We start from the raw sequence: 14,353 nt of genomic DNA on the forward strand, positions 1-14,353 counted from the left end.
ACGAGGGCTACGGGCGGCGGCACCACCTCCGAGGGAGGATCGGTCTCATGCACCGACGTTAGACCTGTCACCGGACCCTTTCAAGGGAGGGCGGCAGGGCAATCCCGCATGGTGGTCGACCTGTCTGCGGGTGGCACCGATCGCCGCGCCCAGGACCGTGCCGGCGCCCGCGTCCCGCAGGGCTCGGGCCGCCTCGGCGAGCGTCGCACCGGTCGTCACGAGGTCGTCGACGACGATGCACACCGCCCCGCCGACCACCCTCACGTGCCGCTCGCGCACGGCCATGGCACCGGCGAGGTTGCTGGCCCGGGCCGCTGCGTCGAGCGTGGACTGGTCCTTCGTGAGCCGCGTCGCGACGAGCACCTCGGCGACCGTGACCCGGCCCGGGACCGAGGCCGCCGCGCCGCTCACGAGCGGTGTCAGCGGCACGTCCCCCCGCCGTCGCCGCGCCCTGGGCGAACCCGGCACCGGGACGACGAGCAGCCCTCTCCCGCGCAGGGAGTCACGCGCAGCGGGCTCTGCGCCCGCAGCGGCCCGAAGCGCCGGAGCCAGCCAGGTCGCGAGGGTCCGGTGGAGGTCCCGACGTCCCTCGTCCTTGTATGCCGTGACGACGGCCCGGAGCGCGCCGCTCGCCTCGCCGGAGACCCAGCAGGACGGCATACCGGGTGGTGGGGGTGACGGGACGGCCACGCGCGGCGACGCGTGGAGGCACTCGAGCGCCGCGTCGCGGCAGCGCGGGCACAACGGCGCACCCGGCCGGTGGCAGAGCGCGCACGCGGCGGGCAGCACGAGGTCGAGGAGCTCGGACAGCACCCCTGCACCCTGCGTCGCCGGCCTCGGTGCGCGCGAGCCCGGACCCTCGCACCTGTGGACGGCGACGCCCTTCGACGCTGCCTGTGGACGACCCGGTCGAAGAGGTCCTCAGCGGGTGGGCACGAGGACGTCGGTCCCCTGCCCGAGCGAGAGCCACTGCTGGCCCGCGCGGCTGATCACGGTGCCGTCGGAGTTCGTCACGAGGATGTCGCGCTCACCGCCGGCGGACGTGATCGAGATGCCCTTGCGGGTCTCGCCGAGCCCCTGCTCCTCACCGTCGATCGAGAGGACGTAGGGGCGGCGCTGCTCGGTCGTGCCCGCCCGGCGCGCGAGGGTCGCCACGGACGTGTTGGAGAGCCACACGAGCCCGGCCGGGTCGACCAGGGTCGAACCGAGCCGCAGCGGCTCGGCCAGCCGGACCGGGCGTCCCCCGGCGTCGCGCGCGACTCCGGTGACGGCGACCTGTGCGTCGGTGCCGTTCTCGGCCGTGTGCAGGATCGCGACCCGGTCACCCGACGGCGAGGGCTTGGCCTCGACGACCCGTCGCTTCGCCAGCCAGCCCGCAGCGACCGCCACGGCGGCCGTCTGGCGTTCCTTGGCCGGGTCGGCGGCGACCGAGAACGTCCACAGCCGTTTGGCGGAGTCCTCGTCGAGCCCGATGCCGCCGGCCCACAGGAAGCTGCGCGTGTCGTAGGTCGGGTGCCCGACCTTGGTACCGAAGAACGGCATGTCGTAGCGGTTGGTGCCGTGGAACCGCGACAGCCCGCCGCCGTCCGGGTCGACCGCGGCGATGTCGGTGCCGTCGGCCGACAGCGCGAGCGAGTGGAAGTCCTCGCGGACGTCGACGTTGCCCGACCTGCGCGGGTCCTTGTCGACGAAGCTCGTGCTTGGCAGGAGGTAGATCGACTCGCCGCGCCGGATCATCGGCCGGCCGAGCGGGACGACCGGCGGCGCCGGGAACCCGACCTGGTCGATGGTGCGCACCGGGAGGTCGACGTCGGGCAGCTCGAGCGTCACGTCGCGCACCCGGATCGTCACGCCCTGCACCTGCGGGTCCTGGAGGAGCGTCGAGACGAGCTGCGCCCAGACGTTCTCGCGCTGTGTCTTGTCGGTGGGGACCTGACCGGTGATGTCAACCCGGGCCACGCCGTCGGTGACCGAGACCGAGTCGGCGGTGAGCCGCGCACCCCGCGGGATGTCGTTGCGGACGGCGTCGCCGAGGTATGCCGGCGGGTCACCGAGCTGGGCGCGCGCCAGTCGCGTGGCGAGGTGGTCCGGGGGGAACCAGCGCCGGTCGGGGACGAGCGCGCGGCGGTCGCTGGCGAGGTAGTGCAGGGAGTAGGGCTGGAGCAGGCGCCCGAGGTCGGAGGTGGTGATCCACCGGCCGAAACCCTTGGGAACGTTGCTGATCCGCCACTCACCGTTGATCCGGGCGAACTGGAACTCGACCCGGCGGGCGGCACCGCCGGCGGCCTTGACGTAGCGGCCGTCGGTGCCGATCGAGGCCTCGACAGGGCCGGAGAGGACGGCGACGTCGGGCGTGCGGTTCGTCACCGAGAGCGGGGTGGTGGCGGAGTAGAGAACGACCTCGCCCTCGGGCACCCAGCCCTTGTCGGCGTCCTCGGTGAGGAAGCTGCGGGCCGTGTCGAAGTTGCCGTCGCTCGCGGCGCCTGCGCGCACGAAGCCGAGCACGATGTCGCGCTGGGAGGCGCCCTTGGCCGGCGGCGGGAAGAACGCGCGCACGGGCTGGACGTCACCGCCACGGACCTCGAGCCCGGGCTGGACGGGCGTGCTCGTCCCGATGCCGCCGCAGGCGCTCAGCAGGGTGGCGACGACGACGAGTGCACCCGCGCGGGCGAGGCGGTGGCCTCGGCGCCGTTGCGTCGTCACGACCGCTCACCCGGTGAGAGCGCGAGGGGCGAGGACGTCAGCGAATGGCCCGAGCGCTGCGGCAGGGTGAGGCGGAACCGCGAGCCGGCGCCGGGCTCGCCCCACGCCTGGAGCCAGCCGTTGTGCAGCCGCGCGTCCTCGAGGGCGATGGCGAGGCCGAGACCCGTGCCGCCGGTGGTGCGGGCCCGCGCCGGGTCGGCCCGCCAGAACCGGTTGAAGACCATCGACGCCTCGCCGTGGCGCAGGCCGACGCCGTGGTCCTCGACGACGACGGCGACGGCGCCGTCACCCTCACGCAGGTGGATGGTGACGGGCTTGCCCTCACCGTGCTCGACCGCGTTGACGACGAGGTTGCGCAGGATGCGTTCGACCCGGCGGCCGTCGACCTCGGCCTCGACCGGCCCGGTCTCGACCACCTCGATCGTCGAGCCCCGCCGGTCCGCGAGCGGCCGGGCCGCGTCGACGACGTCCTCGACGATGTCGCGCAGGTCGATCGGCTCGAGCTCGAGGGCGGCGGCCCCGGCGTCGAAGCGGCTGATCTCGAGCAGGTCGGCGAGCAGCGACTCGAACCGGTCGAGCTCACCCTGGAGGAGCTCGGCGGAGCGCCCCACGACGGGGTCGAAGTCGGAGCGCGAGTCGTAGAGCAGGTCGCCGGCCATCCGGATCGTCGTCAGCGGGGTGCGCAGCTCGTGGGACACGTCCGAGACGAACCGCTGCTGGACGCGGCTCAGCCCCTCGAGCTGGCGGATCTGCGACTGCAGGCTGTCGGCCATCGCGTTGAACGACGTACCGAGGAGGGCGAGGTCGTCCTCGCCGCGCGACGGCATACGTTCGTTGAGCTTGCCCGACGCGAGACGTTCGGAGACCTCGGCAGCCCGGCGCACGGGCGAGACGACCTGCTTGGTGACCACCCAGGCGACCGCGCCCACGAGCGCCGTGAGGATGAGGCCGGCGATGCTGAACGCCGTGGAGATCAGACTCATCGTCTGGATCTCCTGCGTCATCGGGTAGATGTAGTAGAGGTCGTAGCGACCGGCTCGCGGGACCTCGACCCCGGTCCCGACAAACACCGCCGGGACCTGGCGGCCGTTGATGAGGACGTCGCTCACCATCGTGTGCTGGCGGGTGGGGTCGTCCGCGACGGCCCGCCGGAGCGGCTGGGTCACGGCCGACAGCCCGACTCCCCCGGACTCGAGCGAGTCCAGGACCGTCGGGTTGGTGTTCTTGACCCCGCGCAGCATGACGACGTAGCGGGAGGGCTCGGGCCCGACGGGCGTGAGCGTCGACTTCATGATGTCGAGCGCGGCGAGGTTGAGCTCCTGGGCCGTCGTCCCTGTGGTGTTGTCCCACTGGGTCTGGACGGCCTGGGTCAGCGTGCGGGCTTCGTACTCACTCGTGCTGACCTTGTCGTTGCGCAGCCCGCTGGCGATCTCGTTGTAGAGGTAGGAGCCGAGCAGCGAGACGACGACGATGCCGAGGACCACGGTCGTGGAGACGACGCGGAACTGCAGCGAGCGCCGCCACGTGCGCACGAGCGCCCTGGCCAGGGCGACGATGCCGCGCGCGACCGTCCGCAGGACGTCCATCACCCGGCCGCCGATCTGGCGCACGTGCCCCACGAAGGAGGGTGACGGCGTGGGCGCCGCCACCGGTGGGGGCGTCGCGGACGGCGTGCGTGACGGTGACGCTCCGGCGCCAGGTGCTTTGGCGATCGGCGTCCCCGACATGGTCAGGCCGGCCCGGCCCGGTAGCCCACGCCACGCACGGTGACGACGATCTCGGGGCGCTCGGGGTCCTTCTCGATCTTGGAGCGGAGCCGCTGGACGTGGACGTTGACCAGGCGGGTGTCACCGGCGTGGCGGTAGCCCCAGACCTGCTCGAGCAGCACCTCGCGGGTGAAGACCTGCCACGGCTTGCGGGCGAGCGCGACGAGGAGGTCGAACTCGAGCGGGGTGAGGCTGAGCGACTCGCCGCCGCGCTTGACCGAGTGGCCCGCCACGTCGATCGTCAGGTCACCGATGGTGAGGCGCTCGGGCTCGGCGTCGTTGTCGCGTCGCAGTCGCGCGCGGACCCGGGCGATGAGCTCCTGGGGCTTGAAGGGCTTGACGACGTAGTCGTCGGCACCCGACTCGAGACCGACGACGACGTCGATGGTGTCGGTGCGTGCCGTGAGCATGACGATGGGGACACCGGACTCGGCGCGGATCCGCCGGCACACCTCGAGACCGTCGATGCCCGGGAGCATGACGTCGAGGAGCACGAGGTCGGGGCGCGCCTCGCGGAACGCCGCCAGTGCACCGGAGCCGTCGGCGACGTGGCTGACCTCCAGTCCCTCGTTGCGAAGCACGATGCCGAGCATCTCCGCGAGAGCGAGATCGTCGTCGACGACGAGCACGCGACCCTTCACGGTCAGTCCCTTCCCTCTGGGCGACACGCCGCAGGACGACGTGTGCCGGCACGGTGACGCGCCGGTGGTCCATGTTCGCACAGCGAACTGTGCTCCCCTGTCAGCCCCGCTGCGACGCGGTGTCGCGGCCGGGCGGTGGGGGTCGCACCGGTCCGTGCGCCGATGGGGAGTCCTCCCCATGTCCAACCCGGGCGAGCAGTCCTACGTTCGGAGCCGGGCTCGCCGACCGGCGTCGGTCCCGGCGCGGCCGGGCAGCCCGCAACCGTCTGGAGGGGAAATCTCATGAAGCGCAGTCCCATGGGCCGCAGGTCGGTCCTTGCAGCACCGCTCGCCGTCGTTGCCGTCGGCGCACTCGCGTTCGGCACCGCCGCCGCGGCGCCCAGCGCGACACCCGTCGCCTCGGCACCCACAGTGGCGTCCGCGACGACCGCCCTGCCGAGCGTCGACATGGCCCGCGTCCTCGCCGCCGCCCAGGTCGAGCCGCGCTGCGGTGACAAGGCCGGGCTCGCCGACAACGCCTCGACCACGCTCGTGCAGTCGGCGCTGCAGTCCAAGAGCATCAGCACGACCGCCGACGGGTGGTACGGCAACGGCACCACCTCTGCGTACGCCACCTGGCAGCGCCGCCAGGGCTACTCCGGCATCGACGCCAACGGCCTGCCCGGCGTCTCCTCGCTCACCACGCTCGGCGCCAACCGCTTCACCGTCGCCCACAAGGTCAGCACCGGCAGCCGGACCTCGTCGTACGGCGGCAAGCGGGTCAACGACCGCACCCGCCAGATGCTCCAGGCCGCGGACAACCTGCTCCCCGGGTGGAACTTCAGCCTCACCCAGGGCAGCTACAACCCCGGCGGTGTCTCGGCCTCGGCCGGAACCCACGACGGCGGCGGCGTCGTCGACATCTCCGTGGGCGGCCTCTCGGACGCCCAGCGCTGGCAGCAGGTCAAGGCCCTCCGCACGGTCGGCTTCGCGGCCTGGCTGCGCACACCGGCCCAGGGCTTCAGCTACCACATCCACGCCGTCGCCATCGGCGACCCGGACATCTGGCAGAAGGACGGCGGCCACGTCGCCCGCGACCAGGTCTGCGACTACTACATCGGCAAGAACGGCCTGGCCAGCCACGCGGCCGACAACACCCCGTCGTCCTACCGGGTGCCGTTCACCTGGTGGGAGCGCTACAAGGGCCTCTGACCGACCGTGTCGGGAGCCGGCACCGGGCTGGCCATGCCGGGTGTCAGCTCCCGGCCGCACGATCAGCCCAGGACCCGTGCGATGTTGATCGCTGCGGGCCCGAGGATCACCACGAAGATCACCGGGAAGATGCAGACGAGCACGGGGAAGATGACCTTGACCGCCACCTTCTGTGCCTTCTCCTCCGCCAGCTGGCGACGGATGACCCGCATCTCCTTGGTCTGCTCCCGGAGGACCCCTGCGATCGGCACACCGAGGCGGTCGGCCTGCACCAGTGCCGAGACGAAGTTCTTGACCTCGGGTGCGGTGTTGCGACGTGCCATGCTCTGGAATGCCTCCGAGCGGGACTTGCCGATCTGGAACTCCGCCATGACTCGTGCGAACTCGCCGCCGATGGGTCCGGTGACGTTGCGCGCCACCTGACCGAGCGCTGCGTCGAAGCCCTGGCCCGACTCGACACAGACGGTGAGCATGTCGAGGGCGTCGGCGAACCCGCGCCGAACCTCCTCCTGACGTCGCAGAGCCGAGTTGTAGATGAGGAGGTCGGGCAGGAAGAAGGCCGCTGCACCGAGCCCGGCAGCTGCGAGCAGGCCGAGGAGCGAGAGACCGCCGAAAAGAAGGCCGAGAGCTGCACCGCCGAGCAGACCGACTCCCTTCGCGCCGTAGATCCGTTCGACCGGCCACGCCGGGGGGTTGCCCGCACGGTCGAGACCGGCGGCCAATCGCTCGGTGGTGCCAGACGGTGAGAGCCGGTGCGCCACACCCTTGAGGCCGTCCTCGAATGGAAGGACGAAGCGGTCCCGCGCCCCCAGCTCGGACTTGGCGACCGTCCTGCTGTCCGGTCGGTGACTCACGAGCTCGAGCGAACGGGCGACGCCGGTGGTACCGGCACCAGCGGTGGCCATGATGACCACCACCGTACCCAAGGCGGCTGCGACGAAGATGGCGCCGATGATCAGCATGGTTCAGACCTCGATCTTGACGACTTTGCGCATCCACAGGGCGCCCACGATCATGCTCAGCGAACTGCCGATGAGCATGACCATTCCGGGGACCGTGGTCCATAGCAGTGAGGTGTAGGCCGGGTTCGTCCAGGCCATGTAGAGGAAGAGCGAAAGTGGCAGGGCGATGAGCACGTACGCCGACAGACGCCCCTCCGCCGAAAGCGCATCGACCTGACGCTTGAGGGACTCGCGTTCGCGCAGTGTGTGTGCGGTGGTCCGCAACGTGTCGGCGAGGTTGCCGCCGACGTCGCGCTGGATCCGGATGGCCATGGTCGTCCATCTCATGCTTTCGCTGTCCATCCGACGCGCCATGGTGTCGAGAGCGTCCGAGACGTCGGCGCCGATCCGTGTCTCCGCCAGCGCGCGGGAGAACTCCTTGCCCGCCGGCTCGGCGGCGTCAGTGGCGATGGCGTCCAGCGCCTGGATGAGGCTGAACCCGCTCGCGAGCGTGGTGGCGACGAGGAGCAACACATCGGGCAGGAGGCTCTCGAACTTCTTGGCGCGTCTGGCAGCCATGACTCGCAGCACGATCGCCGGGAGCCCGAGCCCGAGGCCCAGGCCAAGGGGGAACGTCAGCCACCACGGCATGGGGACGAGGAAGGGGACGAGGACGGCACCGACGATGACAGCGACGACCCGCAGGACGAACCACTCCCCCGCTCGCAGCGGGAAGTCGGCGCGCTGGATGAGCTCCATGGTGCGGGTCGTCGACTCCCGCTGCTCCATGACGCGGTCGCCCATGCGCACCGCGGACTGTGCGATGACCGACGGCTGGGCCTCGGTGGTGGTGTGCCTGGAAGCCCGGGTGGCGCCGGAGAGCGAGTACTGCTGGACCTCTGCGACCCGCTCGTGACGCTTGGAGCGGAACGGGTTGATCAGCGCGATGACGAGCACCAGCGCCCCGATGAACGTGGCCACGACGGCTGCGATGAGGCCGCGGCTCGTGCCGGAGCTCACCCGGGCGAAGCCGACCGGAGCCCCGGCCGCCACGGGTGTGGCGACTGACGCACTCGTCGAGGGCTCCGGTCCCGACCGGGCTCCGAGGTCGACCTGGGACTTGACGACAAAAGGGCGTCCAGATGCGGTGCCGCGGACGACGAGCGGAAGGGCGCCGGTCGTTCCGGGCGGCGGGGTGATGGTGAACTGCACCTGCGATTCGAGGACCTTCGCGGCATTCTGGAAGGCCGTGCGGACGGCGGCCTCGTCGCTGGCTTGGACGACAGAGCCACCTCCCGCCTTGGCGAAGGCCGCGAGGGCCTCGGGGTCGTTCTCGCTCGTCGTGAACCGCACGACCTCGACGCGGACCTGCGAGGCGGTGAGCGCCTTGACGGCCGCCGAGAGCCCGGGTGCGCGGTCGCCGACGGTGTTCTTGCCGTCGCTGAGCAGCACGATGCTGCGGTCGCCCGTGGTACCCAGCATCCGGACCGCCTGGGTCACTCCGCCGAACAGGGCGGTGTTGCCATCTGCCGAGAGGACGTCGACGACGCTCTGGACCGCTGCGCGATCGGTCGTCGGTGCGATCTCTGGTCCTGCCGTGTTGCCGAACGAGACGACGCCGACGCGTACGTCCTTCGGCACGGACGCGAGGAAGCCCTTGACCGCGCTCCGGACGGTGGCCATGCCTGCGCGCCCCATCGACCCGCTCGTGTCGATGAGGAGGACCGTCGTGCGCTGGGCCCGCGCGGCCGGCTTGAAGGTGACCTCGGCCTTCTGGCTCCCAAGGGTCGCAGTGACGCCGGGGTCGACGCTGATGACCTTGTCCCCCGGCCGGAGTGTCATGACGCCGGTCACCTTGTCCGCAGTCACTCTCACCCCACCGAGCGTCGCGGGCACGGAGTCCGCGGCCGTGGCCGTGGCCTGCAGACCCATGACGAACAGCGTGGCGAGAAGTGGGGTCAGCAGCCACCGCCGCATCGAGGACCTCATCGCAGGCCGGGCACGAAGAGCTGGTAGGGAAGCTCGATGCCCTGGTCTGCCAGGTCCTGCGAGAACGTCGGCCGGATCCCCGTGCTGCGGAGCTCGCCCAGGAACCGGCCGTTCTCGTCGCGGCCCGCGCTGTAGTCGAAGGTGAAGAGGTCCTGGAGGGTGATGATGTCGCCCTCCATGCCCACCACCTCGGTGATCTGCGTGATGCGCCGGGTCCCGTCCTTGAGACGAGCCTGCTGGATGATGAGGTCCACCGCGCCAGCGACCTGCTCGCGGATGGCACGGATGGGCAGGTCGACGCCTGCCATGAGCACCATCGTCTCGAGACGCGCGAGCGAGTCGCGTGCGCTGTTGGCATGCACCGTGGTGATCGACCCGTCATGGCCGGTGTTCATGGCCTGCAGCATGTCGAGAGCAGCACCGTCACGGACCTCGCCGACGACGATGCGGTCGGGTCGCATGCGCAGGGAGTTGCGCACCAGGTCGCGGATGGTGACGGCCCCCGAGCCCTCGATGTTCGCGGGTCGCGACTCGAGACGCAGCACGTGAGCCTGGTGGAGCTGGAGCTCGGCAGCGTCCTCGATCGTCACGATCCGCTCGTCGTCGGGCAGGAACGAGGAGACGACGTTGAGCGTCGTCGTCTTCCCGGACCCCGTGCCGCCGGAGATGATGATGTTGCGTCGGCCCTTCACGCAGGACCAGAGGAAGTCACGCACCGGAGGCGTGAAGGTCCCGAAGGAGATGAGGTCCTTGTCCGTGAACGGGTCGGCGGCGAACTTGCGAATGGTGAGAACGGCACCATCGAGCGCGATCGGAGCGACCACCGCGTTGACTCGTGACCCGTCAGGAAGGCGGGCATCCACGAGCGGGCTGGCCTCGTCGACCCGGCGGCCAACTCGTCCCACGATCTTGTCGATGATGCGGCGCAGGTGGGTTTCGTCGGTGAACCGTGCCGAGGTCGGGTACAGCTTGCCGGAGCGCTCCACGAAGATCCGGTGGCTCCCGTTGACCATGATCTCGGAGATCTCGGGGTCACGCAGCAGCGGCTCGATCGGGCCGTGCCCGAGGATCTCGTCGGAGACTTCCTGCGCGAGGCGCGTTCGGTCAGCGAGCGAGAGCGGGTGCTGCTCGGCATCGATGACCTCCTGCAGGGTCTGTCGGACCTGGTTGGCGAGGTCGGACTCCTTGAGGTGCGGGTCGTAGAGCCGGGGCCCGAGGGAGTCGATGAGGCCTTGGTGGACGCGCGCCTTGACCTCGAGGAACGGGTCGGTCCCCCGCGCCTCATGTGAAGCGCTGCCTTGCACGGGCGCTGGCTCATGGGCTCGTCGGGCGGTGTCGAGACGGTCTGCGAGGGTGCTCATCGACTTCTCCTGCTGAAGAGGCTGCGGCGCTGGGTGTCTTCCACGGGAGTGCCGAAGCGTCCCCGAATGTGCTTGTCCGCGATCTCACGAAGCGCCACGCTCACGGGATCACGAGGGGACTCGAGGACCAGCGGGACGCCACGATTGACCGAGGCCGGCACGGTGATGCTGGCCGGGATGCTCACCGCGATCGGAGCTCCGATGGCCTGTACGACGTCCTCGTCCCGGAGCCCCACCTTGACGTCCGCGCGGTTGAGCACGATGACGCGCGACTCCTTGGGGCTGCCGAGGGCGTCGAGGGTCTCGAGCGCCAGCTTGAGGTTCTTGACTGCGGGGATGTCGAGCGTGGCGATGAGCACGAGAAGGCTGCTCACGTCACACGCGGCAAGGACGTGCTCGGTGAACGAGGGCGGTGTGTCGACGATGACGTAGTCGTAGTGGGCAGCCGCCACACGGAGGAGCTCACTCACGACCTGGGCACTCACACGGTCGGCGAGCGACGGGTCGGTGGGGGCGGCGATGACGTCGAGGCCACTCGCCTCGTGGTGGGTCACGAGCTGCGCCAGGCCCTCACCGTCGAGAGAGCCGCTCATCGACACGGCGTCGTGCACGGAGTTCGACGGCATGAGCTGCATGCTGATCCCGACGTCGCCGAAGGAGAGGTCGAGGTCGACGAGCACCGTGCGCTGGTTGCTCAGGGCGAGGTGGGTGGCGATGTTGGTCGACAGCGTGGTCTTGCCGACACCACCCTTGGCGGAGAAGACCGTGATGATGCGCCCTTGTGCGGCCGGTCCACCGCTCTGGTGACCTGCGAGCCGTGCCGTGAGGTCACGACTGCGTCGCACCGCGTCCGAGAGCGCTGGCGCGTCGTCGGAGGCGACGACCTCGCGGAACCCGCTCCGCAGGGCCTGGGTCATCGTCGTGACGTCGAGCCGGTGCCTCAGGAGGATGAACCCGACCTCTGGGCGCACGCCGCGCACCGACTCGACGAGCAGCGAGGCCTCGTCGAGGTTGACCATCGGCCCGATGACCACAAGGTCGGACTGCGCGTCATCATCCAGGGCACGGTGAACGAGGGGCGCTGACCCGAGCAGCTGCACGTGCCCGAGGGCGAAGTGGTACCTGTCGCTCGCACCCGGCTCGTTGTCCCAGAGGATGGTCATCAGGGACTCCCGTGGTAGCGGAAGTCGTCGGTGCTGAGGTTCTTCGGCACTGTGGTGTCCGAACCCTCGAGACCGAAGTAGATGTGCCGTGCCGGGTTGTTCTGGGAGTTCTGCGAGTGCTGGATGGCATGCACGAGCTTGATCGAGTCGGCTGGGCTCACCTCGACCGTGACGAGGTAGCTCTGCACGGGCGTCGATGTCGTCGGGGCGGACTCCTCGCCCTTCTCGCCTTCCGACTTCAACGCAGCGCCGGTCAGGCTCGTCGTTCCGATTCCGATGACCTGGACCTTCGAGAGCAGCACGCTCGTGCCCATGACCTTGAGCTCGTTGTACTGCTTGGTCGCGTCGTCCGTCCCGAGTTTCTTGATGTCGTAGGTGTCGTAGATCGTGATGCTGCTGCCCGGCGTGACGAAGGCGCCGACCCGGTTCGGGTCCTCGAGGCTGACCGAGATTGCGATCTTGCCCGCGGACACGCCGATCGCCTTCTGCCCCAAGCGTTCCTGGCCGAATGCCGAGCTGAGGACGACCTGACCCGGGGTGATGTCCGCGAGGGCCACGAGCGAGCTGTTCTCACCATCGATGAGGTTGAGGGCACCCGCGGGGAGTGCCTTGGCCGCGACCTGCGTGCGCTTGATGAGGCCACCGCGCTCGGCGTCCTTGAGGGTCGTGCCCGAGGAGACGACCTTCTCCGTCACGAAGACGGTGCGGGGCTGCTGGCCCTGGAGCGCCCGCTCGTCCGCGTTGCTGGCGTAGACGAGCACGAGGGTCGCGCCGACGAGGGCGAGCACGACGGCTGCGATGAGAGCGAGGACGCGACGACCCATGGTTCAGATGCCTTTCAAGGGGACCGACGGCTCAGCCGGCCGGGACGACGACGGAAAGACCGAAGCCGGGGTTGGAGGGAGTGGGGGCGACGACGCCGCCGGTGGGGTTGGAGAGAACTCCGCTGACGAACCACCCGGAGATGCACCGGGCCGAGCCGGAGCACGGCACCGAACCTGTCACGCGGCTCGGGCGCGACTCACTACCCGTGATCTTGTAGCCACTGAGATAGAAGCGCGCGACCCCCGCGAGGTGATATCTCGCAGACGACCCGTTACCGGAGAGGCACGATGTCGACGGGGTGACTGCCCCCGACCCGTTGTTGACGATGCAGTCGTAGACCGGGAGGTCGATGACCGGGCCGTTGTCTCGGACGTCAGCCAAAACGCTTCGACAGGAGTTGGGTGCCGAGCTTCCAGTGCTCACTGGAGCCCAGTAGTCGGTGCCGTTGGTCGTGGACGTCGTGACGTTGCACGAGCCCGTGCTGTCCAGGTAGCCGAAGCCGCCGGGGACGTCGCCCCCACTGGGGCCTGACGGGCACGACGAGTCGCCGGAACCGTGCAACGTGATGACAACCTCGCGTCCGGCAGTGTTGGGGTTCGTGGGTCCGAGCGGCCAGGGCGGCTGTCCTGCCCCTCCGTAACCGGGCCATGCGCCGGTCGGCGCAGGGTGGTAGGTCGTTCCGCCGGCCGAGTAGGTACGCCACTCGCACGTGGAGATGGCGATGGGGGCGAGGAAGCTGTTCGCGGCCGGGACTCCCCACGCGGCACGGGAGCACGAGTAGACCTGCTGGGTCGAGTCGTCAGCGGGTGAGTTGTTCACTCGCGAGAACGGGTTGGGGATGATCCCGAGACCGCCCTCATTGGCCCCGACGCGCACTTCGACGTAGGGCAGCGTTGACAGTGTGGAGGGCATCGGCGGGCACTCGCGGAGTGCGGTGATGCTCGGCGTCGAGGTGCACTGGGGCAGAGAACCAATGCTGGTGTTGCGCTTGCACTGGCGCTCGAGCGTGTGTGTACGCAAGGCGTTGTTGACGGTGTTGGCATTGACCAGGGCCGGCAGGTTGTCTGCGCCGGCGACACAGTTGTTCTTGGCGCAGCTCTGGGCCAGAGCAAGTGCTGCTGCGTCAGCGGCGTTCTGAGTCTGGCGGCGTTCCCACATCACCTGACCGACGTCCGCCGACCACGCCAGCAGCCCGGTGACGACGAACGCGCCGAAGAGGAGACCGACGAGGGCGCCGACGGCGCCTCGCTCGTCGCGACGACGCACGGTGAGCTTCTCCGAAGTCATCCCGCACACCTCATCGAAGACGTGGCCGTGGGCGTCGGCACCGCGATCGCGCCCCCAGGAAAGAGGTTGGTGATGGCCCCCAGGGCGACCCACTTGAACCCGACGACCGACACCCTGACGTTTGTGGCGTCGGTTGCCGTCGGCGCTGCAGGGCAGCGGACCGGGACGGTGACCGTGTGCGTACCGGAGGTCAGTCCGTCAAGGCCAGGCATCGAGGCGTCGGCCCGGGTCTGGACGTCACTGTCAGGGAACCGCAGGACGGCCATACGGGCACCTTCGCGAGCTCCGTTGGTCACCATCGCCTGGGCAAGGAACATCCGGCCCATGTCGATCAGACCGAAAAGCACGAGCAGGAGGAGGGGCAACATGATGGCGAACTCCACCATCGAGGCACCGCGTTCGCGCCTGCGCATTGGCCACACCCCTTACGAACAAACTTGCGGATCGTGCACGAAAGTGCACGAGGGTGCTTCGGGTCGGCGGCTC

12 protein-coding genes are annotated in these 14,353 nt (G+C 69.9%); 1 reads left to right on the forward strand and 11 read right to left on the reverse strand.

Going from position 1 to position 14,353, the window contains the following annotated elements; translation table 11 throughout:
- Positions 1 to 45: 45 nt before the first annotated feature.
- The 4 genes from KLO01_RS01480 to mtrA form a co-directional block, all read right to left on the reverse strand.
- Positions 46 to 813, reverse strand: coding sequence for a ComF family protein (locus tag KLO01_RS01480; RefSeq protein WP_147061770.1), 768 nt, complete (start codon positions 811 to 813; stop codon positions 46 to 48).
- Positions 814 to 921: 108 nt separating this feature from the next.
- Positions 922 to 2,703, reverse strand: a complete 1,782-nt coding sequence (locus KLO01_RS01485; RefSeq protein WP_147061771.1) for an LpqB family beta-propeller domain-containing protein — start codon at positions 2,701 to 2,703, stop codon at positions 922 to 924.
- Positions 2,700 to 4,322 (reverse strand): MtrAB system histidine kinase MtrB, encoded by a 1,623-nt coding sequence (gene mtrB, locus KLO01_RS01490; RefSeq protein WP_246135993.1) that lies wholly within the window; start codon positions 4,320 to 4,322, stop codon positions 2,700 to 2,702. The genes KLO01_RS01485 and mtrB overlap by 4 nt, the downstream gene beginning before the upstream one ends.
- A 110-nt stretch (positions 4,323 to 4,432) precedes the next feature.
- Positions 4,433 to 5,110 carry an MtrAB system response regulator MtrA gene (gene mtrA / locus KLO01_RS01495; protein WP_147061772.1) on the reverse strand — a complete coding sequence of 226 codons (678 nt, stop codon included), beginning with the start codon at positions 5,108 to 5,110 and terminating at the stop codon, positions 4,433 to 4,435.
- Between the two features lie 282 nt (positions 5,111 to 5,392).
- Between mtrA and KLO01_RS01500 the strand changes: the two genes are divergently transcribed.
- Positions 5,393 to 6,301 (forward strand): peptidoglycan-binding protein, encoded by a 909-nt coding sequence (locus KLO01_RS01500; RefSeq protein WP_147061773.1) that lies wholly within the window; start codon positions 5,393 to 5,395, stop codon positions 6,299 to 6,301.
- A 62-nt stretch (positions 6,302 to 6,363) separates the two neighbouring features.
- On the opposite strand, the gene KLO01_RS01505 is transcribed toward KLO01_RS01500, so the two are convergent.
- From KLO01_RS01505 to KLO01_RS01535, 7 genes are read right to left on the reverse strand one after another with little or no spacing between them, the layout of a single operon-like run.
- Positions 6,364 to 7,263 carry a type II secretion system F family protein gene (locus tag KLO01_RS01505; RefSeq protein ID WP_147061774.1) on the reverse strand — a complete coding sequence of 300 codons (900 nt, stop codon included), beginning with the start codon at positions 7,261 to 7,263 and terminating at the stop codon, positions 6,364 to 6,366.
- 3 nt (positions 7,264 to 7,266) lie between these two features.
- The gene (locus tag KLO01_RS01510; RefSeq protein WP_186827872.1) at positions 7,267 to 9,219 is read right to left on the reverse strand and encodes a type II secretion system F family protein; all 1,953 of its coding nucleotides are present in this window, start codon (positions 9,217 to 9,219) and stop codon (positions 7,267 to 7,269) included.
- A gap of 8 nt (positions 9,220 to 9,227) precedes the next feature.
- Positions 9,228 to 10,592 (reverse strand): TadA family conjugal transfer-associated ATPase, encoded by a 1,365-nt coding sequence (locus KLO01_RS01515; protein ID WP_147061776.1) that lies wholly within the window; start codon positions 10,590 to 10,592, stop codon positions 9,228 to 9,230.
- Positions 10,589 to 11,755: a CpaE/TadZ family protein gene (locus KLO01_RS01520; RefSeq protein WP_147061777.1), complete on the reverse strand. Its 1,167-nt coding sequence runs from the start codon at positions 11,753 to 11,755 to the stop codon at positions 10,589 to 10,591. Before KLO01_RS01520 ends, KLO01_RS01515 begins: the two co-directional genes overlap by 4 nt.
- Positions 11,755 to 12,579, reverse strand: a complete 825-nt coding sequence (gene cpaB, locus KLO01_RS01525) for a Flp pilus assembly protein CpaB (protein ID WP_147061778.1) — start codon at positions 12,577 to 12,579, stop codon at positions 11,755 to 11,757. Before cpaB ends, KLO01_RS01520 begins: the two co-directional genes overlap by 1 nt.
- A 31-nt stretch (positions 12,580 to 12,610) precedes the next feature.
- Complete coding sequence (locus KLO01_RS01530) at positions 12,611 to 13,867, reverse strand: pilus assembly protein TadG-related protein (RefSeq protein ID WP_147061779.1); 1,257 nt, start codon at positions 13,865 to 13,867, stop codon at positions 12,611 to 12,613.
- Positions 13,864 to 14,253, reverse strand: a complete 390-nt coding sequence (locus tag KLO01_RS01535) for a TadE/TadG family type IV pilus assembly protein (RefSeq protein WP_186827873.1) — start codon at positions 14,251 to 14,253, stop codon at positions 13,864 to 13,866. Before KLO01_RS01535 ends, KLO01_RS01530 begins: the two co-directional genes overlap by 4 nt.
- Between the last annotated feature and the right edge of the window lie 100 nt (positions 14,254 to 14,353).

Source organism: Knoellia locipacati, from assembly GCF_007992835.1.
Taxonomy (GTDB): Bacteria; Actinomycetota; Actinomycetes; order Actinomycetales; family Dermatophilaceae; genus Knoellia; species Knoellia locipacati.